At 70.1% G+C, this 19,892-nt stretch carries 20 protein-coding genes and 3 tRNA genes; 15 read left to right on the top strand and 8 right to left on the bottom strand.

Translation table 11 applies throughout. The features are described from left to right. Positions 1 to 478 precede the first annotated feature (478 nt). The 3 genes from ABD705_RS15335 to ABD705_RS15345 form a co-directional block, all read right to left on the bottom strand. Positions 479 to 551 (bottom strand) — tRNA-Phe (locus ABD705_RS15335). Positions 552 to 613: 62 nt separating this feature from the next. Beyond that, positions 614 to 687, bottom strand: a tRNA-Asp gene (locus ABD705_RS15340). 27 nt (positions 688 to 714) lie between these two features. Continuing rightward, a tRNA-Glu gene (locus ABD705_RS15345) sits at positions 715 to 787 on the bottom strand. A 361-nt stretch (positions 788 to 1,148) separates the two neighbouring features. On the opposite strand from ABD705_RS15345, the gene ABD705_RS15350 reads away from it, so the two are divergent. Beyond that, positions 1,149 to 2,480, top strand: a complete 1,332-nt coding sequence (locus ABD705_RS15350; protein WP_344785152.1) for a peptidoglycan DD-metalloendopeptidase family protein — start codon at positions 1,149 to 1,151, stop codon at positions 2,478 to 2,480. A 60-nt stretch (positions 2,481 to 2,540) separates the two neighbouring features. Here ABD705_RS15350 and ABD705_RS15355 read toward each other — a convergent pair whose 3' ends face one another. Next, positions 2,541 to 3,026, bottom strand: a complete 486-nt coding sequence (locus ABD705_RS15355) for an inorganic diphosphatase (RefSeq protein ID WP_344785154.1) — start codon at positions 3,024 to 3,026, stop codon at positions 2,541 to 2,543. 85 nt (positions 3,027 to 3,111) lie between these two features. Between ABD705_RS15355 and tilS the strand changes: the two genes are divergently transcribed. The 11 genes from tilS to lysS all read left to right on the top strand — a co-directional run bounded on the left by tilS (position 3,112) and on the right by lysS (position 13,517). After that, a complete protein-coding gene (tilS, locus tag ABD705_RS15360; RefSeq protein WP_344785156.1) occupies positions 3,112 to 4,113 on the top strand; it encodes a tRNA lysidine(34) synthetase TilS in 1,002 nt (333 codons plus the stop codon). Between the two features lie 9 nt (positions 4,114 to 4,122). Continuing rightward, the gene (hpt, locus tag ABD705_RS15365) at positions 4,123 to 4,674 is read left to right on the top strand and encodes a hypoxanthine phosphoribosyltransferase (protein ID WP_344785158.1); all 552 of its coding nucleotides are present in this window, start codon (positions 4,123 to 4,125) and stop codon (positions 4,672 to 4,674) included. Positions 4,675 to 4,794: 120 nt separating this feature from the next. Then, positions 4,795 to 6,798, top strand: coding sequence for an ATP-dependent zinc metalloprotease FtsH (gene ftsH / locus ABD705_RS15370; protein ID WP_344785160.1), 2,004 nt, complete (start codon positions 4,795 to 4,797; stop codon positions 6,796 to 6,798). A gap of 10 nt (positions 6,799 to 6,808) precedes the next feature. Further along, the gene (folP, locus tag ABD705_RS15375) at positions 6,809 to 7,615 is read left to right on the top strand and encodes a dihydropteroate synthase (protein WP_344785162.1); all 807 of its coding nucleotides are present in this window, start codon (positions 6,809 to 6,811) and stop codon (positions 7,613 to 7,615) included. Beyond that, on the top strand, positions 7,612 to 7,974 hold the full coding sequence (gene folB / locus ABD705_RS15380; RefSeq protein ID WP_344785164.1) for a dihydroneopterin aldolase: 363 nt from the start codon (positions 7,612 to 7,614) through the stop codon (positions 7,972 to 7,974). Before folP ends, folB begins: the two co-directional genes overlap by 4 nt. After that, positions 7,971 to 8,486 carry a 2-amino-4-hydroxy-6-hydroxymethyldihydropteridine diphosphokinase gene (gene folK / locus ABD705_RS15385; protein ID WP_344785166.1) on the top strand — a complete coding sequence of 172 codons (516 nt, stop codon included), beginning with the start codon at positions 7,971 to 7,973 and terminating at the stop codon, positions 8,484 to 8,486. The genes folB and folK overlap by 4 nt, the downstream gene beginning before the upstream one ends. Continuing rightward, positions 8,483 to 9,004, top strand: coding sequence for a DUF3180 domain-containing protein (locus tag ABD705_RS15390; RefSeq protein ID WP_344785168.1), 522 nt, complete (start codon positions 8,483 to 8,485; stop codon positions 9,002 to 9,004). The genes folK and ABD705_RS15390 overlap by 4 nt, the downstream gene beginning before the upstream one ends. Continuing rightward, positions 8,922 to 9,536, top strand: a complete 615-nt coding sequence (locus ABD705_RS15395) for a PH domain-containing protein (RefSeq protein ID WP_344785170.1) — start codon at positions 8,922 to 8,924, stop codon at positions 9,534 to 9,536. The genes ABD705_RS15390 and ABD705_RS15395 overlap by 83 nt, the downstream gene beginning before the upstream one ends. Beyond that, complete coding sequence (locus ABD705_RS15400; RefSeq protein WP_344785172.1) at positions 9,533 to 11,134, top strand: PH domain-containing protein; 1,602 nt, start codon at positions 9,533 to 9,535, stop codon at positions 11,132 to 11,134. Before ABD705_RS15395 ends, ABD705_RS15400 begins: the two co-directional genes overlap by 4 nt. Beyond that, entirely contained in the window at positions 11,131 to 11,838 is a 708-nt protein-coding gene (locus tag ABD705_RS15405) for a DUF2520 domain-containing protein (protein ID WP_344785174.1), read from the top strand. The genes ABD705_RS15400 and ABD705_RS15405 overlap by 4 nt, the downstream gene beginning before the upstream one ends. Positions 11,839 to 11,996: 158 nt before the next feature. After that, positions 11,997 to 13,517, top strand: coding sequence for a lysine--tRNA ligase (lysS, locus tag ABD705_RS15410; RefSeq protein WP_344785176.1), 1,521 nt, complete (start codon positions 11,997 to 11,999; stop codon positions 13,515 to 13,517). Positions 13,518 to 13,543: 26 nt separating this feature from the next. Here lysS and ABD705_RS15415 read toward each other — a convergent pair whose 3' ends face one another. Then, positions 13,544 to 14,656 carry a DUF4192 family protein gene (locus ABD705_RS15415; RefSeq protein WP_344785178.1) on the bottom strand — a complete coding sequence of 371 codons (1,113 nt, stop codon included), beginning with the start codon at positions 14,654 to 14,656 and terminating at the stop codon, positions 13,544 to 13,546. A 153-nt stretch (positions 14,657 to 14,809) separates the two neighbouring features. Here ABD705_RS15415 and ABD705_RS15420 point away from each other — a divergent pair, with 153 nt between their 5' ends. The 3 genes from ABD705_RS15420 to ABD705_RS15430 all read left to right on the top strand — a co-directional run bounded on the left by ABD705_RS15420 (position 14,810) and on the right by ABD705_RS15430 (position 17,888). Next, positions 14,810 to 14,998, top strand: coding sequence for a hypothetical protein (locus ABD705_RS15420; RefSeq protein ID WP_344785180.1), 189 nt, complete (start codon positions 14,810 to 14,812; stop codon positions 14,996 to 14,998). Positions 14,999 to 15,066: 68 nt separating this feature from the next. Next, a complete protein-coding gene (cls, locus tag ABD705_RS15425) occupies positions 15,067 to 16,524 on the top strand; it encodes a cardiolipin synthase (RefSeq protein WP_344785182.1) in 1,458 nt (485 codons plus the stop codon). 485 nt (positions 16,525 to 17,009) lie between these two features. Further along, a complete protein-coding gene (locus tag ABD705_RS15430) occupies positions 17,010 to 17,888 on the top strand; it encodes an endonuclease domain-containing protein (RefSeq protein WP_344785184.1) in 879 nt (292 codons plus the stop codon). A 358-nt stretch (positions 17,889 to 18,246) separates the two neighbouring features. On the opposite strand, the gene ABD705_RS15435 is transcribed toward ABD705_RS15430, so the two are convergent. From ABD705_RS15435 to ABD705_RS15445, 3 genes are all read right to left on the bottom strand, one after another. Further along, on the bottom strand, positions 18,247 to 18,828 hold the full coding sequence (locus ABD705_RS15435; protein ID WP_344785186.1) for a hypothetical protein: 582 nt from the start codon (positions 18,826 to 18,828) through the stop codon (positions 18,247 to 18,249). Between the two features lie 63 nt (positions 18,829 to 18,891). After that, positions 18,892 to 19,119 (bottom strand): helix-turn-helix domain-containing protein, encoded by a 228-nt coding sequence (locus ABD705_RS15440; protein WP_344785188.1) that lies wholly within the window; start codon positions 19,117 to 19,119, stop codon positions 18,892 to 18,894. Between the two features lie 106 nt (positions 19,120 to 19,225). Next, entirely contained in the window at positions 19,226 to 19,870 is a 645-nt protein-coding gene (locus ABD705_RS15445) for a hypothetical protein (RefSeq protein ID WP_344785190.1), read from the bottom strand. Between the last annotated feature and the right edge of the window lie 22 nt (positions 19,871 to 19,892).

The raw sequence follows: 19,892 nt of genomic DNA on the forward strand, positions 1-19,892 counted from the left end.
GACGAGGAGGTGGCGATCCCAGAACTCAACGCGGCATAATCAACAACAGCTGATCCGCACGGTGTCGAGAAACTCCACCACTCAGCGGGACGTCACCGAGAGATGGGCCGTACCGCGGCCGCTCGCTCAGGGCAGCAGCGTGAATCTGGACTCGTATTGGGTCGGCGGGTGAGCGCACGACCGAAGATCGTGAGGTCACCAGCCGCGGGTGTCGCGCGCCGAGCGCTCATTGGTCGCCGTTCGCCATCGTTGCTCGCCGGTCGCGGGTGTCGCCGCGCATGCGTGCCACTTTGTGCCGGGAGTGTGCGGGGGAGTTCGCCGGCACACTCCCGGCACAAGCGGCCACCGAGTGTCGTTTCGGACGCGTCGGACAGGGCCTTTCGACTCGCCAGGCTCGCTCGAGGACCGGCGCAAGACCTGTCGCCGACCTTGGAAAATGAAGAAACCCCCGCGTGTAGAAGCCACGCGAGGGTCTCAGTGGCTCCGACGGGCGTCGATCCCGTGACCTCACGATTTTCAGTCGTGCGCTCTACCAACTGAGCTACAGAGCCATGCGGCGAGCTGCCGCATCCCAGACGAAAGGCCCTTCCGAGAAAGGGCCCGTCGCTTGGAGCGACCCTGACGGGACTTGAACCCGCGACCTCCGCCGTGACAGGGCGGCACGCTAACCAGCTGCGCTACAGGGCCAGAATTATGAAATTATATCGGATGACGTGACCCCAACGGGATTCGAACCCGTGCTACCGCCGTGAAAGGGCGGCGTCCTAGGCCGCTAAACGATGGGGCCGGATGTACCCAGTCCGTGCGGAGCAGGTGCTCACGTGTGCCGACGATCCAGCATAAGAGATTTCCGGGCCATTCGCCTAATCGGAAGCCACCGCTGATTTCGCGACCCGCCCGCCGCCTGCGCGCGCAGGCGACACTCCGCGGCGCATGCTGATCGGGGTGTGCCCGAAGTGCCGCACACGACCTGGCGCGCGGAGCCCTTGCATCTGTGACTGATGTTGTTAGTGTTAAAGAAGCTGTGCCGAAGGAGACGGGTCATGGCTGGACGAGGAGGCCGCGTGATCGACGAGCGACTGAGCGACCCAGAAGACTGCGGATGCGCCCCTTCCGAACGTGAGCGATCCAGTTTCTGGGGCAGCCCGATGACCCGTCGCGGCGCGATCGCGCTCGGCGTGCTGGGCGTCGCCGCCGCAGGCGTGGCCGCCGCACCGCAGATCCCCGCAGCGTACGCGGCCAACTATCCCTCGTGGCCGGACGTGCAGAAGGCGATGGCCAACGAGTCGACCAAGAAGGCCGAGATCGGCAAGATCGAGGGCCTGATCGCGAATCTGCAGGGCGCCGCCGCGCGGGCCAAGGCCGCCGCCGAGCAGGCTGGCAACGAGTTCTTCCAGGCGCAGCAGGACTTCGTGACGGCGGCGCAGCGCGCCGACGATCTGCAGTCCCAGGCCGACAGTGAGTCGGCCCGGGCGAAGGATGCCGCCGACAAGGCCGGTCAGGTCGCAGCGCAGCTCTACCGCAACGGCGGCGACAGCACCACGCTGCAGCTGCTGCTGTCGGGCTCTGCCGCCAACGCCGACGACCTGCTCGCGCGCCTGGGCACGATGGACAAGCTGCTCGAAGCCAACCGGGCCGTCTATTCCGACGCCGTCGCCGCCCGCGACTCGGCGCAGAGCCTGAGCAACCAGGCCGCCGAGCAGCGCAAGGAGCGCGATCGGCTGCAGAAGATCGCGCAGAAGAAGATGGTCGCCGCACAGCAGGCATCCGATGCCGCAGACGCCGCCGTGGCCAATGAGAGCGCCCACCTCGACGACCTGCAGGGGCAGCTCGCCGCACTCAAGGACACGACGGCCAAGACCGTCGCCGGCTACAAGGCCGGCGTCGAGGCGCGGCGCAAGGCGGAGGAAGAGCGCAAGCGCAGGGCCGCCGCCGAGCGCCGGCGCCAGGAAGAGGCCGCACGCAAGGCGGCGGCCGCGGCGGCCGCGGCCGCCGCAAAGAACAACTCCGGCGGCGGAGGCGGCGGCGGATCGCCGGCGAGTGCCGGTGTCGGCGTCGTCACATCCGGCTGGTGCCGGCCCTCCAGCGGCTGGCAGAGCTCTGGTTACGGGTATCGCTACGCCCAGTGCGGCAGCGGCTACTGCGCCACCAGCTTCCACGAGGGCGTCGACCTGGCGGCGGCCTGCGGCGCCCCCATCTATGCGGCGCACAGTGGCCGGGTCACCTACGCCGGCTACAACGGCGGCTACGGCAACTACATCCGCCTCGATCACGGCGGCGGCACCGGCACCGGCTACGGGCACATCCGCAATGGCGGCATCTACGTGCGCTACGGCCAGCAGGTGCGGGCCGGCCAGGTCATCGCCGCCGAGGGCAACACCGGCCACTCGTTCGGTTGCCACCTGCACTTCGAGACCTACGTCAACGGCGCTCCGGTCAACCCGGTGACGTTCATGGCCGCGCGCGGCATCTCGGTCTGAATCGGGCACCGCGACACAGAAGAGGGGATGCCGCAGCATCCTCTCTTCTGTGTCGGCGAGTCAGTGCGAACCGAACCGCTCGTAGGCCTCGCCGATCAGGCGCTCCGCCTCGGCGGCGCTGGCCCAGTCGTCGACCTTGACCCACTTGCCCTGCTCGAGGTCCTTGTAGTGCTCGAAGAAGTGCGCGATCTCGTCCTTGGTGTGCTGGGGGATGTCGCCGACGTCCTGGATGTGTGCCCAGCGCGGGTCCTTCGCGATCACGGCCACGACCTTGTCGTCGCCCCCGGCCTCATCGCTCATCTTCAGCACCGCGACCGGACGCACGCTCGCGTGCACACCGGGGTAGAGGGTCTGATCCAGCAGCAGCAGCACGTCCAGCGGGTCGCCGTCCTCGCCGAGCGTCTTGTCGAAGAAGCCGTAGTCGGCGGGGTAGCCGAACGCCGTGTAGAGGATGCGGTCGAGGTGCACCTGCCCGCTCTCATGGTCCACCTCGTACTTCACGCGGCTGCCGCGCGGAATCTCGATGACGGCGTCGTACGCGCCCATGGCTGTGCTCCTTCTGTGACGGGAATCCGCGCACCAGCCTACTCGCGGCCGTGCCCGCTGCGGGTGACGGCGGTACCGTGAGAACGTGGAGCACCGCCCGAGCCTCGACCCGGCCGTCGCGCAGACGCGGCTGGCCGTGCGCACCGCCCTGGCCGACACCCGCCCCGGGGCCGTCGTGGTCGCCCTCTCCGGTGGTGCGGACTCGCTCGCCCTGGCCGCAGCCGTCGCGTTCGAGGCGCCCAAGCGCGGTCAGACGCTGATCAGCGCGACGATCGACCACGCCCTGCAGCCCGGCTCGGCCGAGGTCGCCGAAGCCGCCGCCCGGCAGGCCGAGGACCTCGGTATGGAGGCGCGCATCGAGCGCGTGCAGGTGCAGGGTGAAGGTGGGCCCGAGGCCGCCGCCCGCACCGCCCGCTACGCCGCGCTCGCGCGCGTCGCCGCCGATGCGGACGCCGCGGCCATTCTGGTCGGCCACACGCGCGATGATCAGGCCGAGACCGTGCTGCTGGGCCTGGCCCGCGGATCGGGCGCGACGAGCCTGCAGGGTATGGCCGCGGCATCCGAACTGGACGGCATCCCGCTGCTGCGGCCCTTCCTGGACCTGCCGCGCACGGCGACCGCGGCGGCCTGCCGGGCGCAGGGCCTGCAGCCCTGGCATGACCCGCAGAACGAGGACCCCGCCTACGCACGGGTGCGCGTGCGGCAGCGGGTGCTGCCGATGCTGGAGGCCGAGCTCGGCCCCGGCATCGCCGAAGCGCTCGCCCGCACCGCCGAGCAGCTGCGTGAGGATGCCGAGGCCTTCGCCGAGATGATCGACGAGACGATCGAAGACATCGTCGAGCACGCCGAGGCGGGCATCTCGGTCTCGGTCGCCGCGCTCGCCGCCAACCCGGCTGCGCTGCGGCATCGCATCATCCGGCACGTGGTCGGCAGCGAATTCGGACAGAGCCTGACCCGCACCCAGACGGTCACGGTCGCCCGCCTGATCACCGACTGGGCCGGGCAGGGGCCGATCGATCTGCCCGGGTGCCAGGCGCGTCGTGACGGCGGGCGCATCGTCTTCACTGCGGCCGGGCGGCCCCTCTAGACTCAGAGCATGCGCGCGGCGGACATCTCCGATCAGATCACCAAGGTCCTCGTCACCGAGGAGGAGATCCTGGCCAAGCTCGAGGAGATCGCCGCGCAGGTGGCGGCCGACTACGAAGGCAAGGACCTGCTGCTGGTGGGAGTGCTCAAGGGCGCCGTGATGGTGATGGCCGACTTCTGCCGGGCCCTGCCCACGGTCGTGCCGATGGACTGGATGGCCGTCTCGTCCTATGGCGCCGGCACCAAATCCAGCGGTGTCGTGCAGATCCGCAAAGACCTGGATGCCGACATCCATGACAAGCACGTGCTCATCGTCGAGGACATCATCGATTCGGGTCTGACCCTGAGCTGGCTGCTGGAGAACTTCGCCTCCCGCGGCGCCGCCTCGGTCGAGGTGTTCGCCCTGCTGCGCAAGCCCGAGGCGGCCAAAGTCGTGGTGGACTGCAAGTACGTCGGCTTCGACATCCCGAACGAGTTCGTCATCGGCTACGGCTTGGACTACGCCGAGCGCTACCGCAACGTGCGCGACGTCGCGGTGCTGGCTCCCCACGTTTACAGCTGACAGTCCCAGTACGCCGTGGGCGAATGCACAGACGCGCCATAGCGGGGCCGCGATACCCTGAATGCACAGTCCGCGAGTGAGCGGACCGCGACGAAAGGGCTTGGGCGCCTGCCCCGCACCATGGATTTCAAGAAGATCTCACGCAACCCCCTGCTGTATGTGCTGGTGATCGGGGTTCTGCTCATCGTGGGCTTCTCGCTCATCTCCAGCCTCGGCGGAGCCAAGCAGATCACCACGCAAGAGGGGTTGAACCTGCTGGGGGGCGACACCGTCACGAAGGTGCTGAACACCGACGGCGACCAGCGCGTGGACATGACCCTGTCCAAGCCCTATCAGGGCGCCACCGACGTGCAGTTCTATTACGTGCAGGCCCGCGGCCAACAGGTGATCAGCGCGATCGACAGCGCCAGCCCGAAGGACGGGTACAACGACGCCGTCCCGCAGACCAGCTGGTTCAGCGGCTTCCTGTCACTGCTGCTGCCGATGCTCCTGCTGGGCGTGCTGTTCTGGTTCATACTCGCGTCTGCCCAGGGCGGCGGCAGCAAGGTCATGCAGTTCGGCAAGTCCAAAGCGAAGCTGGTGACCAAGGAGATGCCGCAGGTCACCTTCGTCGACGTGGCCGGTGCCGACGAGGCCATCGAAGAGCTCGGCGAGATCAAGGACTTCCTGAAGGAGCCCGCCAAGTTCCAGGCCGTCGGCGCCCGCATCCCGAAGGGCGTGCTGCTGTACGGTCCTCCCGGCACTGGCAAGACGCTGCTGGCCCGTGCGGTGGCCGGCGAGGCCGGCGTGCCGTTCTACTCGATCTCGGGCTCGGAGTTCGTCGAGATGTTCGTCGGCGTCGGCGCCAGCCGGGTGCGCGACCTGTTCAACCAGGCCAAGGAGAGCGCACCGGCGATCATCTTCATCGATGAGATCGATGCCGTCGGCCGTCACCGCGGCGCCGGCATGGGCGGCGGTCACGACGAGCGCGAGCAGACCCTGAACCAGATGCTCGTCGAGATGGACGGGTTCGACCCCAAGGCCAACGTGATCGTCATCGCGGCGACCAACCGTCCCGACATCCTCGACCCGGCGCTGCTGCGCCCGGGACGTTTCGACCGGCAGATCGGCGTGGACGCGCCCGACCTGCACGGCCGGCTGAAGATCCTGCAGGTGCACGGTCGCGGCAAGCCGCTGGCCGAAGGCGTCGACCTCGAGGTCGTCGCGCGCAAGACGCCGGGCTTCACCGGCGCCGACCTGGCCAACGTGCTCAACGAGGCCGCGCTGCTGACGGCGCGCTCGAACGCGCAGCTGATCGACAACCGGGCGCTGGACGAGGCCATCGACCGTGTCATCGCCGGCCCGCAGCGGCGCAGCCGGGTGATGCGCGACAAGGAGAAGCTGATCACCGCGTACCACGAGGGCGGGCACGCCCTGACCGCGGCGGCGCTGAACCACTCCGACCCGGTCACCAAGATCACGATCCTGCCGCGCGGCAAGGCGCTCGGCTACACGATGGTCATGCCGCTGGATGACAAGTACTCGGTCACTCGCAACGAGCTGCAGGATCAGCTCGCCTGGGCGATGGGCGGCCGGGTCGCCGAAGAGATCGTGTTCCACGACCCGACCTCCGGGGCATCCAACGACATCGAGAAGGCGACCAGCATCGCCCGCAAGATGGTCACCGAATACGGCATGACCGCCGCGATCGGCCCGGTCAAGCTCGGCGGCTCGTCCGGTGAGATGTTCCTGGGCCGCGACATGGGCCACGGCCGTGACTTCTCCGAGTCGATGGCGCAGTCCGCCGACGAGCAGGTGCGTGCACTGCTGGAGCAGGCGCACAACGAGGCCTACGAGGTGATCAACGCCAACCGCGAGATCCTCGACAAGCTGGCGCTCGCGCTGCTGGAGGAGGAGACGCTGGATCATGTCCAGATCGCCGAGATCTTCTCGGATGTGACCAAGCTGCCCGAGCGTCCGCAGTGGCTCTCGAGCGAGGACCGCCCGGTCTCGGCGCTGCCGCCCGTGCAGATCCCCCGCCGCGGCGACGCCTCCGGGATCGCCGCCTCGACGGAGTCGGACCAGGGCACGCAGGCCCCAGCGCACCGCCGCAAGAGCGGGCAGGCGCGTCCCGCGACAGCGTAGGCTCGGGCCTGTGACTGTCATCATGGGCGCCGTCAACGTCACCCCCGACTCGTTCAGTGACGGCGGGCGCTATATCCAGGCCGACGCCGCGATCGAGCACGGGCGGCAACTGCGTGCCGACGGGGCCGACATCCTCGACATCGGCGGAGAATCCACCCGGCCCGGTGCCGTCCGGATCGACCCTGCGCTCGAGCAGCACCGTGTCATCCCCGTGATCCGCGAACTCGCCGCCGAAGGCGCCGTGATCAGCGTCGACACGATGCACGCCACGACCGCCGAGGCCGCGGTGCACGCCGGCGCCCGCATCATCAACGATGTCGCCGGGGGCCTGGCGGACCCCGACATGCTGCGCGTGGCCGCCGAGATGGACGTGGACATCGTGATCAGCCACTGGCGCGGGCACTCCGACGACATGTACGCGCACGCGCAATACGACGACGTGGCCCGGGATGTGATCGCCGAGCTGATCGCGCGGATGCAGGTGGCCACCGACGCCGGCATCTCGCCGGAGCGGATCATCCTCGACCCCGGCATCGGGTTCGCCAAGCACGGCGAGCAGAACTGGGCGATGCTGCGCGGCCTGCCCGCCCTGGTGCAGGTCGGGCCGCGGGTGCTGGTGGGCACCAGCCGCAAGCGGTTCCTGGCCGACCTGCTCGAATCCGGTGACGCCGGCGAGGCGACCGAGGGCCGCCGCGACCTGGCGACCGCCGTCGCGAGCGTGCTGACCGCGCAGGCCGGGGTGTGGGGCGTGCGCGTGCACGACGTCGCCGCGACCCGGGACGCCCTGCGCGTGGCGGCGGCGTGGGCGGGCCGATGACCGACCGGATCGCCCTGCGCGGGCTGCGCGCGTTCGGCTACCACGGCGTGTACGAGCACGAGCGGCGCGAGGGACAGGAGTTCACCGCCGACGTGACGCTGCATGTGGACACCCGACCGGCGGCGGCATCCGACGACGTGCTCGACACCGTGCACTATGGAGATGTCGCCGAAGCGGTCACCAGGATCATCGCCGGCGACCCCGTCGACCTGATCGAGACGCTGTGCGCGCGCATCGCAGCGACGCTGTTCGCGTTCGAGCGCGTGCAGGCGGTGGATGTCACGGTGCACAAGCCGGATGCCCCCATCACGGTGCCGTTCGACGATGTGACCGTCACGATCCACCGGGAGCGCGGATGAGCCGCCGCCTCGCCCAGGGATTCGGGCAGCCGGCCGGCGTGCCCGTCGTGATCGCGCTGGGCGCGAACCTGGGCGACCGCACCGCGACGCTCGACGCCGCGATCGCCCAGCTGCGGGCCCTGCCGCTGACCGACGACGTGCGGGTGGCCGCGCCGATCTCGTCGGTGGCCGTCAAGCTCGACGGGCCGGATGCCGCGGCCCCGCAGTATCTGAACACCGTGGCGCTGGCGCGCACGCGTCTGGCCCCGCGGATGCTACTGGACGCGCTGCACGTCATCGAGAACCAGCACGGCCGGGTGCGCGCCGAGCGCTGGGGTGACCGGACCCTCGACCTGGACATCGTCGCCTACGGCGAGCTGACCAGCGCCGATCCGCAGCTGACGCTGCCGCACCCGCGCGCGGCCGAGCGCACGTTCGTGCTGGAACCATGGCTCGCGCTGGATCCGGATGCCGAGCTGCCCGGCGCGGGGCGCGTGGCGGACCTGCTGGCCGGACTGCGGGGTGCCGGATGAGACGCACCGGACCCGGCGCCCTGATCGTGGCCGGCATCCTCGGCGGCGGCGCCGGCTACCTGCTCGACCAGCTGTTGACGGCATCCGGGCGGCCGACGTTCACGCCGATGTTCACGCTGCCGGTGATGCTCCTGGTGGTGGGCGCGTGCGTGATCGTGCTGGCGCTGCCGATCTACCGCGCCACACACGGGCACGCCACCGCGCCGGTCAATCCGTTCCGGGCGGTGCGCATCGCCGTGCTCGCCAAGGCGTCCAGCCTGGTCGGCGCGGTGTTCACCGGGTTCGGACTGGGGCTGCTCACCTTCATCCTGAGCCGGCCGGCAGACCCGTCGGCGAGCTCGGTGAGCGCGCTGATCGCGACGATCGTCTGCGCGGCGGTGCTGATCGCCGCGGGCCTGATCGCCGAGCACCTGTGCACCATCCGAAAGGACGACGATGACACTCACCCCGGAGCCGAATCCGGAGCCGGTCACCACCCCGGCGCGGACGGCGTCGACGGATCCCACGCCGGCCACTGACCCGGTGCTGGACCAGCGCACCTTCGACCGCATCCTGCAGCCGCGCAGCGACAACCGGCTCCCGCTGGGCGAGGGCACCTGGCACCAGCTGGCCCGGGCATACGTCTGGGTGCGACTCATCTCGGTGACGGCGCTGCTGGCTCTGGTGCTCGTCGCCGCCGGCGTCATCTCCGCCGTCTCGGGCCGGCCCTGGCCGTGGATTCCCGGCGGCATCGCCGCCGTGATCCTGCTGTGGATCATCGCGATCACGCCGCGGCAGGCGCGCGCATTCGGGTATCAGCTGCGCGAGAACGACCTGGTGTTCCGTCGCGGCATCCTGTGGCAGCGGCTGGTCGCGGTGCCCTACGGGCGCATGCAGCTGGTCGACATCACGCACGGTCCGCTGGACCGGGCGTTCGGCATCGCCCAGCTCAAGCTGGTGACGGCGGCCGCGTCGACCGGGGTGGTCATCCCCGGGCTCACCCAGCCCGCCGCCGAACAGCTGCGCGACACCCTGATCGCCGTGGCCGAGACCCGCAGGACGGGCCTGTGACCGACCCGCGTCGCGTCGCCGCCGAGGTGCGCTCGCCGCTCAGCGACGGCGACTGGCATCGTATGCACCCGTTGACGCCGCTGTTCCGCGGGGGCCTGGTGCTCGTCGTGGTCGCCGGTATCGTGATCTCGAACCTGCGCGAGCGGATCATCGACTTCTTCGTGCGCACCGCCGCACCCGACGCGCCCGACCTGCAGGACCAGGGCGACCCGATCGACTTCCTGCTGCGGCACAACCTGATCCTGGTGGCGCTGCTGGTCGTCCTGGTGGTGGTGCTGATCCTGATCGGCTTGTTCTACCTGGCCTGGCGCTTCCACACCTTCCGGATCACCGGCGACGACGTCGAGGTGCGCCAGGGCGTGCTGTTCCGCAGCCACCGGCGCGCGCCCCTGGATCGCGTACAAGGGGTGAACCTGACCCGCCCGATGCTCGCGCGACTGGTCGGCATGGCCAAGCTCGAGGTCGTCGGCGCCGGGTCCGACGCCAACGTCAAGCTCGAGTATCTGGCCACCGGCACCGCCGAGGAGGTGCGCGCCGACATCCTGACTCTGGCGTCGGGCCGGCAGCTGGCCGAGGCGCGGGTGGCCGGCGCGGCCCGCGCGGGCGGATCCCGGATGCAGGCCGCGGCATCCATCGTCACCGACGCCGTGAACGACCTCGTGCTCGGGTCGGACCAGCCGGTCGCCGAACCCGACTCGATCGTGCAGATCCCGGTCGTGCGGCTGATCCTCTCGCGCCTGCTGAGCGGTCGCACCGTGATTCTGCTCGCGCTCATCGTCGCCGCGGTGTGGGGCTCGATCGTGGGCACCGTGTGGATCCTGTTCACGATCGTGCCGATGTTCCTCGGCTTCGGCACCGTTCTGATGCGGTCGGTGACCAAGGCGCTGCGCTACCGCATCTCGCCGACCCGCAACGGCGTGCGCATCACGTACGGCCTGTTCACCACGATCACCGAGACGCTGCCGCCCGGCCGCATCCACGCCATCGAGGTGAGCCAGCCGCTGCTGTGGCGCGCATCCGGCTGGTGGGCGATCCGGGTGAACCGGCTCTCGGGCAAGCGGGCGGGGTCGAACGAGCCCGACCAGTTCGCTGAGGTGCTGCCGGTCGGCGACCGCGCCGACGTCGAGCGGGTGCTGCGGCTGCTGCTGCCCGGCATGGGCGACGACCAGTGGCCGCTCGTGTTCCAGCACGGCATCCTCGGACCGGCCGCCGATGACCCCTACACGAACACACCGCGGCGTGCGTGGATCGTGCGGCCGCTGTCGTGGCGGCGCAACGGGTATCTGCTGTCGGGCCCGGTGCTGTTCCTGCGCCGCGGCGTGATCTGGCGGAGCCTGGGCATCTTCCCGCTGGCCCGCCTGCAGAGCGTCGGCATGCACCAGGGACCGGTCGATCGGATGCTGCGGGTGGCCGGCCTCCATGCGCACACGATCAGCGGCCGGGTCTCGGGCGAGCTGAACGCGGTGGATCGGGATGCGGCCGTCGACGTCTTCGCCCGCGTCGAGGCCGCCGCGGTCGCCGCCGGAGCGGCCGACCACAGCCACCGCTGGGCAGGCGATGCGGGCACCGCCCCCGCCGGCGGCGGGAGTCCGCGATGAGCCGGGACGGACGGCTGGGCGTGGGCATCGTCGGCGCCGGGAAGGTGGGGCCGATCATCGGCGCCGCCCTGGCCGGCGCCGGGCACGCGGTGGTGGGGGTCACGCACGGGTCCGACGACGACCGGGTCGAGTCGGTGCTGCCGGGTGTGCCCTTCCTGGATGCGCCCGAGGTGGTGCGCCGAGCCGAGCTGGTGGTGCTGGCGGTGCCGCACGACGAGCTGCCGGCTCTGGTGGCGGGGCTCGCCGGGGTCAGCGCCTGGCAGATCGGCCAGCTCGTGATGCACACCGACGCCGGGCACGGCCTGGGCGTCCTGGCGCCGGCCGCGGCGGTCGGGGCCATTCCGCTGGCGATCCACCCCGCGATCACCTTCACCGGCACGTCGATGGACCTGCGCCAGCTCACCGACGCGTTCGCCGCCGTCACGGCGCCGGCGGCGGTGTTGCCGATCGCCCAGGCCCTGGCGGTGGAGCTGGGCTGCGAGCCGGTCGTGGTCGCCGACGCCGACCGGCCGAGATACGCCGAGGCGATCGCGACGGCGACCGAGTTCTCGCGCTCGATCGTGCGCCAGGCGGCCGACCTGCTGGCTGCCGCGGGTGTCGAGAACCCGCGCGCGTTTCTGTCGACGATCGTGCACTCCAGCGTCGACCAGGCCCTGACCGATCCGGCCTCGACCGACCCGGGCGGCGTGGGCTTCGCGCCCTGACCCGGGTGGTGCCGGCTTCGCGCCCTGACCCGGGTGGTGCCGGCTTCGCGCCCCGACCCGGCGGTGCCGGCTTCGCGCCCTGACCTGGTGGCCGGTGCGCTCGGGGCGGTGCAGGCGTCGCCGGTAGACTTGCACGGATCGCCGAGGAGCCCCGCCGCATGACCGATACCCCCACCACGCCCGCTGACACCGCCGCCGAGGACGACGCCTTCGAGCAGAAGGCCGTGCGCATGGCCAAGCGTGCGCGTCTGATCGCCGAGCGTGCGAATGCCGGCGGAGGCGCATACCCGGTCTCGGTACCGGTGACCGACACGATCCCCGCCCTGCGCGCCCGCTTCGGCGAGCTCGAGGCGGGGGACGAGACCGGCGTGACCGCGGCTGTGGCCGGACGGGTCGTGTTCAGTCGCAACACCGGCAAGCTGTGCTTCGCCTCGTTGCAGTCCGGCGACGGCAGCCGCATCCAGGCGATGGTGTCGCTGGCGGTCGTGGGCGACGAGCAGCTCGCGCGGTGGAAGGAACTGGTCGATCTGGGCGACCATGTCTACGTGCGCGGCCAGGTCCTCTCCAGCCGGCGCGGCGAGCTGTCGATCATGGTCGAGGACTGGGCGATCGCCTCGAAGGCGCTGATGCCGCTGCCGAACATGTACACGGAGCTGAACGAAGAGACCCGCGTGCGCAGCCGCTACCTCGACCTCATCGTGCGGGACCAGGCGCGCCAGACCGTGCGCGCCCGCACCCAGGTCAACGCGAGCCTGCGCCAGACCTTCGCCGCGCACGACTTCATCGAGGTCGAGACGCCGATGCTGCAGATCCAGCACGGCGGCGCCTCGGCACGCCCGTTCGTCACGCACTCCCACGCGTTCGACGCCGAGCTGTACCTGCGCATCGCGCCCGAGCTGTATCTCAAGCGCGCCGCCGTGGGCGGCATCGACCGGGTCTACGAGATCAACCGCAACTTCCGCAACGAGGGCGCCGACTCCACGCACAGCCCCGAGTTCGCGATGCTCGAGGCCTACCTGGCCTACAGCGACTACAACGGCATCGCCGACCTCACCCAAGAGCTCATCCAGAATGCGGCCACAGCCGTCGCCGGCTCGACCACGGTCACCTGGGCAGACGGCACCGTCTACGACCTGGGCGGCGAGTGGGACCGCATCTCGATGTACGACTCGCTGAGTGCGGCATCCGGCGTCACCCTCACCCCGCAGACCTCGATCGACGACCTGCGCGCGCTCGCCGCCGCCCATGGGGTGGCCGAACCGCCGCACGCCACCCACGGCAAGTGGGTCGAGGAGCTGTGGGAGCACTTCGTCAAGCCCGGCCTTACCCGTCCCACCTTCGTGATGGACTTTCCCGTCGACACCAGCCCGCTCGTGCGCGACCACCGGAAGATCGCCGGAGTCGTGGAGAAGTGGGACCTGTACGTGCGTGGGTTCGAGCTGGCCACCGGATACTCCGAGCTGATCGACCCGGTGATCCAGCGCGAGCGGTTCGTCGCACAGGCGACGCTGGCCGCAGCGGGCGACCTGGAGGCCATGCGCATCGACGAGGACTTCCTGCGCGCGATGGAGCACGGGATGCCGCCGATGGGCGGGATGGGGATGGGTATCGACCGGCTGCTGATGGCGATCACCGGGCTCGGCATCCGCGAGACCATCTTGTTCCCCCTCGTCAAATAGCACTCCTGGTCACACAATCCACCCGGTCACGGCGTCGCCGCCGTGAACGCCCAGGCCGGCAGGTGGCCGGCCGCCGTCAGCGACAGCACGATCTCGGCCAGGCCGTGCCCGGGCTCGCACTCCAGCGCACTCTGGGCGTAGCCGGCGGCATGCGTGGAGCGTCCCAGCGCCCACGCCAGCCACCCGCACATCGACAACGGACCGGCCCGGCGCGCTGCCGGCGCCCGCGCCGCCACGTGCCGGGTCAGCTCCAGCGCGGCGCGCAGCCGGTCGGGGTCGGGTCGGGCACCGTCGCCCCACATCCGCTCGCCCAGGTCGGGTGGGTACTCGGCCCCGTCCTCCCAGTCCAGCTGCGCCTGCAGCGCGGCGTCGCCGGCATCCTGATCGTCCGACCATTGGATCAGCGCGACGTCGCGGGTGGCCGGTCGCGAGAGCGTCCACACCAGCAGTGCCGCCGTGAATGCGTCCAGGTCCGCCGGATCCTGGCCGAGGGCTTCTTCGAACAGCGCCGGCATGTCGTCGAGCCGGCATGCCGCCACGAGTGCCCGCGGGTCGATGCGCGCCGGGCCCGGCGTCGCATCGCCGAACCGGATCGCCGCCACGGCGGCATCCAGACCCTCCAGCGCCGTCGCGGTCTGCGCGATGGCCTCGGCCGCCACTTCGGGCAGCTCGACGCCGGAGTGCTGATCGCCGGGCGGCACGGGCGCGCGCGCATCGGGCACGAGCTCGGCCAGGTCGTGCCCGGCCGGCGGGCACTCCGGGTCGAGGTACGAGCCCCACGCGTCGGCGGCGACGCACAGTGCGTCGCGCAGGTGCAGGCCGCAGGCATCCGCCCGCTGCGCGAGCGCCTGCGCGAGTCGGGCATGTGCCGGCTCGTCGTCGCCGCTGCGCAGCGGCTGGTCGGTGTAGACGACCGCCGTCAGCTCGTCGACGTCGGCCAGCCGGCACACCATGCCGATGCAGGTGGAGGCGAGCTGGTCGACCTGTCCGTCGTCGGCCAGGTCGACGCGCATCGCGCCGACCGAGCGACTGTGCGCGAACGGCACCAGCACGAGGCTACGGGTCGGCGTGCAGCCCAGCATGGCGGGCAGCAGGGCGAGGAACTGGGCTGCGGTCGTGGTGCGAAGGATCGTCGTCATGCCTCGACCCTGGCCCGGGCCGCCTCGGCCCTGCCGGGCGGCCGGCCGATCTGTGGACGCCTCGGCCGATCGGGTGGAATCGCCGCTGCTGGGGAGGAGCCGGTGCGCGCAGGCTCAGGGGGAACGTCGAGCGGGCGCCGGTACGATGGCGCTATGGACAACTTCTGGGTCGCCGCGCTCTGGTCGCTGATCCCGACCGTGGTGTTGCTCGGTATTCTGTTCTTCCTGCTGCGCACGGTCATCCGGATGGACCGCAGCGAGCGCCGCGCCTATTCGAAGATCCAGGCCGAAGAGCGCGCCAAGCGAGGGCTGCCCCCGCTGCCTCCCATCGCCGGTCGCTGACCCGCTGCGTCCAGGCCTGCGCCGTCGGCCGATACGGCTACGCTGAGTCGAGACCGTAGGGGGACCGGATGGCGTTCATCGCGACCTGGTGGCCGATCGTCGTCCTGATCTTCGACATCGCCATCCGCATCGCCGCGGTGATCGTCGTGCCGCGCAACCGCCGGCCCACCGCCGCGATGGCGTGGCTGCTGGCGATCTACTTCATCCCGATAGTCGGTGTGCTGCTGTTCCTGCTGATCGGCACGCCGCGGCTGCCGCGCAAGCGCCGGCGCAAGCAGGATGCCATCAACGAGTACATCCGCGACACCAGTGCGCATCTGGACTTCGGCACGCTGCGCCCGCACGCCCCGGACTGGTTCACCTCGATGGTGACGATGAACCGCACGCTCGGGTCGATGCCGCTGGCCGGTGACAACACCGCGCATCTGATCTCGGACTATCAGAAGAGCCTGGACGACATGGCCGAGTCGATCCGCCGTGCGAAACGCTATGTGCACGCGGAGTTCTACATCCTGCAGTCCGACGCGACGACCGACAACTTCTTCCGGGCGCTGGAAGAGGCATCCGCCCGTGGCGTGACCGTCCGCGTGCTGCTGGACCACTGGGCCAATCGGGGCAAGCCGTTCTACCGGCAGACGCTGCGGCGACTGACGGCGATGGGGGCCGTGTGGCGGCTGATGCTGCCGGTGCAGCCGCTGCGCGGCAAGTATCAGCGGCCCGACCTGCGTAATCACCGCAAGCTGCTGGTGGTCGACGGCGACGTGGCGTACATGGGGTCGCAGAACGTGACCGACTCGACGTACAACCTGAAGAAGAACATCCGCCGGGGGCTGCACTGGGTGGACCTGATGGTGCGGATGGACGGGCCCGTGGTGGCATCCATCAACGCGGTGTTCCTATCGGACTGGTACTCCGAGACCGACGAGACCCTGGAGGACGAGGTCGAGTTGTTCGACATCCGCGACGGCACCGGCGACCTGGACTGCCAGATCGTGCCGAGCGGGCCGGGGTTCCGGTTCGAGAACAATCTGCGGCTGTTCCTGGCGCTGCTCTACTACGCGCAGCGCAAGATCATCATCGTCAGTCCGTACTTCGTGCCCGACGAGGCGCTGCTGCTGGCCGTGACCACGGCGTGCCATCGCGGCCTGCAGGTCGAGCTGTTCGTCTCGGAGGAGGGGGACCAGGCGGTCGTCTTCCACGCGCAGCGCAGCTATTACGAAGCGCTGCTGAAGGCGGGCGTGAAGATCTGGATGTATCGCAAGCCGTACATCCTGCACTCCAAGTCGATGACCATCGACGACGAGGTCGCCATCATCGGATCGAGCAACATGGACATGCGCTCATTCGGTCTGAACCTGGAGATCTCGATGCTGGTGCGGGGTGCCGAGTTCGTCGGCGAGATGCGCGAGGTCGAAGAGATGTACCGCAGCCTGTCCCGCGAGCTCACGCTGGAGGAGTGGCAGCAGCAGCCGCTGCGCTCGACGGTGCTGGACAACATCGCCCGGCTCACCTCCGCCCTGCAGTAGGAGGCGGTGCCGGTGCCGGTGGGCGTGGGCGGTATCGGATGCCGGATGCCGGATGCCGCGGCCGGCCGCGGATTGCTCTCGCCGCGTGCTGACGCGGCGTGCTCGCGCTTCTACCTCGGTCGTCGCATATGGCGGGTCTGCCGGCCTGCACGTCACCATATGCGACGACTGAATATTGACGCGCGTGCTTGAGTCGTCGCATCTGGCGGGTGAATTACGGCAGAACCCGCCAGATGCGACGACCGAACAACGGCGGCGGTGCCCGGGTCGGAGAGTCGGGATGCCGCGCCTGTGGATAACGACCACGGTGTCTTCACCGCGTGTGCGACAGTGACGCCATGACACGCCCCGACATCCCCAGTGACCTCGGATCCGCATTTCGGGTGGCGGCCGCACGGCGTGCTGGGGTCAGTCGCTCGCGGTTGCGAGCACGAGATCTGACCCGCACCTTCCACGGTGCCAGGGCTCGCGCCGGCGCCGATCTCGTGTCGGACGCCGCCGAGAACGCGCAGCGCGCATACCCGCGCAGCGCTGCGGTGAGGCGCATCCATCAACGGGCGGCGGAGTACACGCCGATCATGGCACCGGGTGCCTTCTTCTGCGGCATCACGGCAGCTGTCCTGTGGGATGCACCGTTGCCTGGCCGGCTCTTCGAGAGGAGTGAGGAGTGGTTGTGCTTCGACACGGAAGTGCTTGAGGTGGGGGTGCTCTGGTCGGGTCGGGCACCACGCGGTCGCGGGGTCAGCGGTCATGCGCTTCGCCCCACGCTCATCGCCGCGCGGACCCACCCGGTTTCGGGCCTGCGGCTGACCAGTCCCGCGGCGACGTGGGGGATGCTGGGGCCGATCCTGCAGAACTCCTACGACCTGGTTGCGGTTGCGGATCACTTCGTCCGCGTCGCCCGGCCGCCGGTCAGCATGCCCGACCGGGAAATGCCGGCGGCGCTGGCCACGATCGATCAACTGGCCGCGGCGCTCGCCGCCGGGCGGCGTCCTGGCGTGGCGCGGCTGCGTGATGCGCTCGGGCGTGTGCGCACCGGATCCGCCTCGCGTCCTGAAACGTGGACGCGGCTCACACTCGTCGACGCAGGCCTGCCCGAACCTACGCTTGACCACGACGCCTTCGACGGCAACGGCGAGTTTCTCGGTCGAGTCGACATGGCTTACCCGCGGTGGCGGATCGCTGTCGAATATGAAGGTGAGCACCACAGCACCGGCGCGCAGTGGGAGCGTGACGTCGAGCGGTATGCGCGCCTCGAAGCCGCAGGCTGGCGCGTCATCCGGGTGACGCGCACGATGCTCTTTCAGCATCCGCAGACGCTGGTGCAGCGGGTGCGCGGCGCGATCGCCGACCGCACGCGCTGACCGGGCCCGGAGCGGGACGGCGGGCTGCACCGCCCGGTTCTTGAGTCGTCGCATATGCACGGTTGGCGGTTGGCGGCCTCAGGGGGTGTGAGTTCCTGGTTCTTCAGTCGTCACAAATGCAGGGTCGGGGTCAGCAGAACCCGTCATATGCGACGACCGAAGTGGGGGCGCGATTCTTGAGTCGTCGCGTATGCACGGTTGGCGGCACTGCAGGTCGCCATTTGTGACGACTGAAGAGTTCGGATGCCGCGACCGGCGAAGTCGGTTCGTGTGGCCGCTGGTATCCGGGTCGCGGGAGTCCATAGCGTGCCAGTACGTGCGGGGCACTCAGTTCATGCCGACGCTGCTGTTCGGCGCGTTACCGACTGGCGCGTCGTCTGCCGCTGTCGTCCCGAGCCGCACCGTCCCGAGCCGCACCGCCGGCGTCCGCGGCGTCCGCCGCGTCCGCCGCCGCATCGGCGCTGCCGCGCTGGCGGCCGAGGGCGGTCGTGACCACACGGCCCATGCCCTCGTCGGCGGGAGGCAGCGTCGCGACCGGTGCCCGCGTCGCGTCGCCGAATGCCGAAGTCAGGATGTCGCGCACGCTGTCGAATCGGCGCGCCCAGATCAGCAGGTCGACCAGCCGCATCGGCTCGTCGCCGTGCTGCATGCTCGAGACGCGCTCCAGCGTCAGGTCGGGCGAGGTCACCTGCAGCGTCGGCAGCAGCGAGGCGAGGTTCGTGCGCTCCATCAGCACCGCTTCGCGCACCGCGTTGGCGACCCAGTGCTGCAGGTTCGCCGCGATGAAGCGTGCGTCCGTCGGGTCGACGCCCGCAGCGGCGCGCATCGGCTTGCCCCAACGCCCGAACATGTCCGACCGGTCCACGAGGTCGCGCGGCGGCACGTCGCCGGTCGAGGCGGCAGGCTCATCGCGCATCGGATTGAAGACGAAGCCGGTCACGGGGCACTCCCTTCCGCGGATGCCGCGCCCCGGCATCCCTCTCGATGCTATGCGCCGCAGCACTCACTCGGATCGAACGAGCAGTTCGCCCACCTCGCAGTCCAGCACCCGGCAGATCGCCGACAGGGTCGAATAGCGGATCGCCCGGGCCCGGTCGTTCTTGAGCACCGACAGGTTCACCACCGAGACGCCGACCAGCTCCGACAGTCGGGTCAGCGTCATGCCTCGCTCGGCGAGCAGCTCATCGAGCCGGCAGTGGATGCCGGTGGCCTCGTCCTCGGGGGGTGTCATACCAGCCCCTCGGTGTCGTGCTGCAGCCGATTGCCGATGCGCAGCACGGCGGCCAGCGCCACGAAGCCGAACGCCGCGCCGATCGGCCACAGCGGGATCGTCACCGTCATCGCCGCCTGCGGGAGGAACGCGGTCGGATCCCACTGCGCCGGCGCCCCGCGATCGATACGCCGTTCAGGCTCAGGAGCTGGTTGGAGACCAGGGATCCGGCGAACTCGGACAATGCCTGGGCCAGCACGCCGCCGATCAGCACAACGAACGCCGTGACCAGGGCCATGCGCGCCACGACCGGTGCGAACGCGCGGCCGCGGATGAGCTGGAAGCAGGCGATCGCGATCAGGACTGCGATCGCGGCGGGTACCAGCACGCCGAGCGTCTGCCCGATCGCCCACAGCGCCCGGGCGCCCTCGCTCACGTTCTCAACCGCGAGGTCGGCCGAGGTGAATCCGCCGTCGATGCGTGCCGGCATGCCGGCGGCCGTCGTCAGCGTCATGCCGTCGGGCAGCTGGGGCCAGAACTGCCGCACCGGGACCGTCATCTGCAGCTGGGCGGCCGTCAACAGCTCGACCAGAGTCAGGCCCGCACCCAGCAGCGAGATGGCGGCGAAGAGGGTCGCTGCGGTGAGGGTCGCGGCGATGTCCAGGTCGATCCCGGCGCGCCGCCATCGGCGGATGATGAAGAAGACGACCAGGGCGAGGACGAGCCCCGCGGCCAGCAGCACCAGCAGGTGCATCCACGAGAACGAGATCATCAGGTCTACTATCGATAATCGT

The sequence above is a fragment of the Microbacterium kribbense genome, from assembly GCF_039537285.1.
GTDB classification, from domain to species: domain Bacteria; phylum Actinomycetota; class Actinomycetes; order Actinomycetales; family Microbacteriaceae; genus Microbacterium; species Microbacterium kribbense.

Coding starts and splice junctions, on each gene's coding strand:
- ABD705_RS15350 (WP_344785152.1), top strand. CDS start 1,149: ATGACCCGTCGCGGCGCGATCGCGCTCGGCGTGCTGGGCGTCGCCGCC.
- ABD705_RS15355 (WP_344785154.1), bottom strand. CDS start 3,026: ATGGGCGCGTACGACGCCGTCATCGAGATTCCGCGCGGCAGCCGCGTG.
- hpt (WP_344785158.1), top strand. CDS start 4,123: ATGCGCGCGGCGGACATCTCCGATCAGATCACCAAGGTCCTCGTCACC.
- ftsH (WP_344785160.1), top strand. CDS start 4,795: ATGGATTTCAAGAAGATCTCACGCAACCCCCTGCTGTATGTGCTGGTG.
- folB (WP_344785164.1), top strand. CDS start 7,612: ATGACCGACCGGATCGCCCTGCGCGGGCTGCGCGCGTTCGGCTACCAC.
- folK (WP_344785166.1), top strand. CDS start 7,971: ATGAGCCGCCGCCTCGCCCAGGGATTCGGGCAGCCGGCCGGCGTGCCC.
- ABD705_RS15390 (WP_344785168.1), top strand. CDS start 8,483: ATGAGACGCACCGGACCCGGCGCCCTGATCGTGGCCGGCATCCTCGGC.
- ABD705_RS15395 (WP_344785170.1), top strand. CDS start 8,922: ATGACACTCACCCCGGAGCCGAATCCGGAGCCGGTCACCACCCCGGCG.
- ABD705_RS15405 (WP_344785174.1), top strand. CDS start 11,131: ATGAGCCGGGACGGACGGCTGGGCGTGGGCATCGTCGGCGCCGGGAAG.
- lysS (WP_344785176.1), top strand. CDS start 11,997: ATGACCGATACCCCCACCACGCCCGCTGACACCGCCGCCGAGGACGAC.
- ABD705_RS15415 (WP_344785178.1), bottom strand. CDS start 14,656: ATGACGACGATCCTTCGCACCACGACCGCAGCCCAGTTCCTCGCCCTG.
- ABD705_RS15420 (WP_344785180.1), top strand. CDS start 14,810: ATGGACAACTTCTGGGTCGCCGCGCTCTGGTCGCTGATCCCGACCGTG.
- cls (WP_344785182.1), top strand. CDS start 15,067: ATGGCGTTCATCGCGACCTGGTGGCCGATCGTCGTCCTGATCTTCGAC.
- ABD705_RS15440 (WP_344785188.1), bottom strand. CDS start 19,119: ATGACACCCCCCGAGGACGAGGCCACCGGCATCCACTGCCGGCTCGAT.
- ABD705_RS15445 (WP_344785190.1), bottom strand. CDS start 19,870: ATGATCTCGTTCTCGTGGATGCACCTGCTGGTGCTGCTGGCCGCGGGG.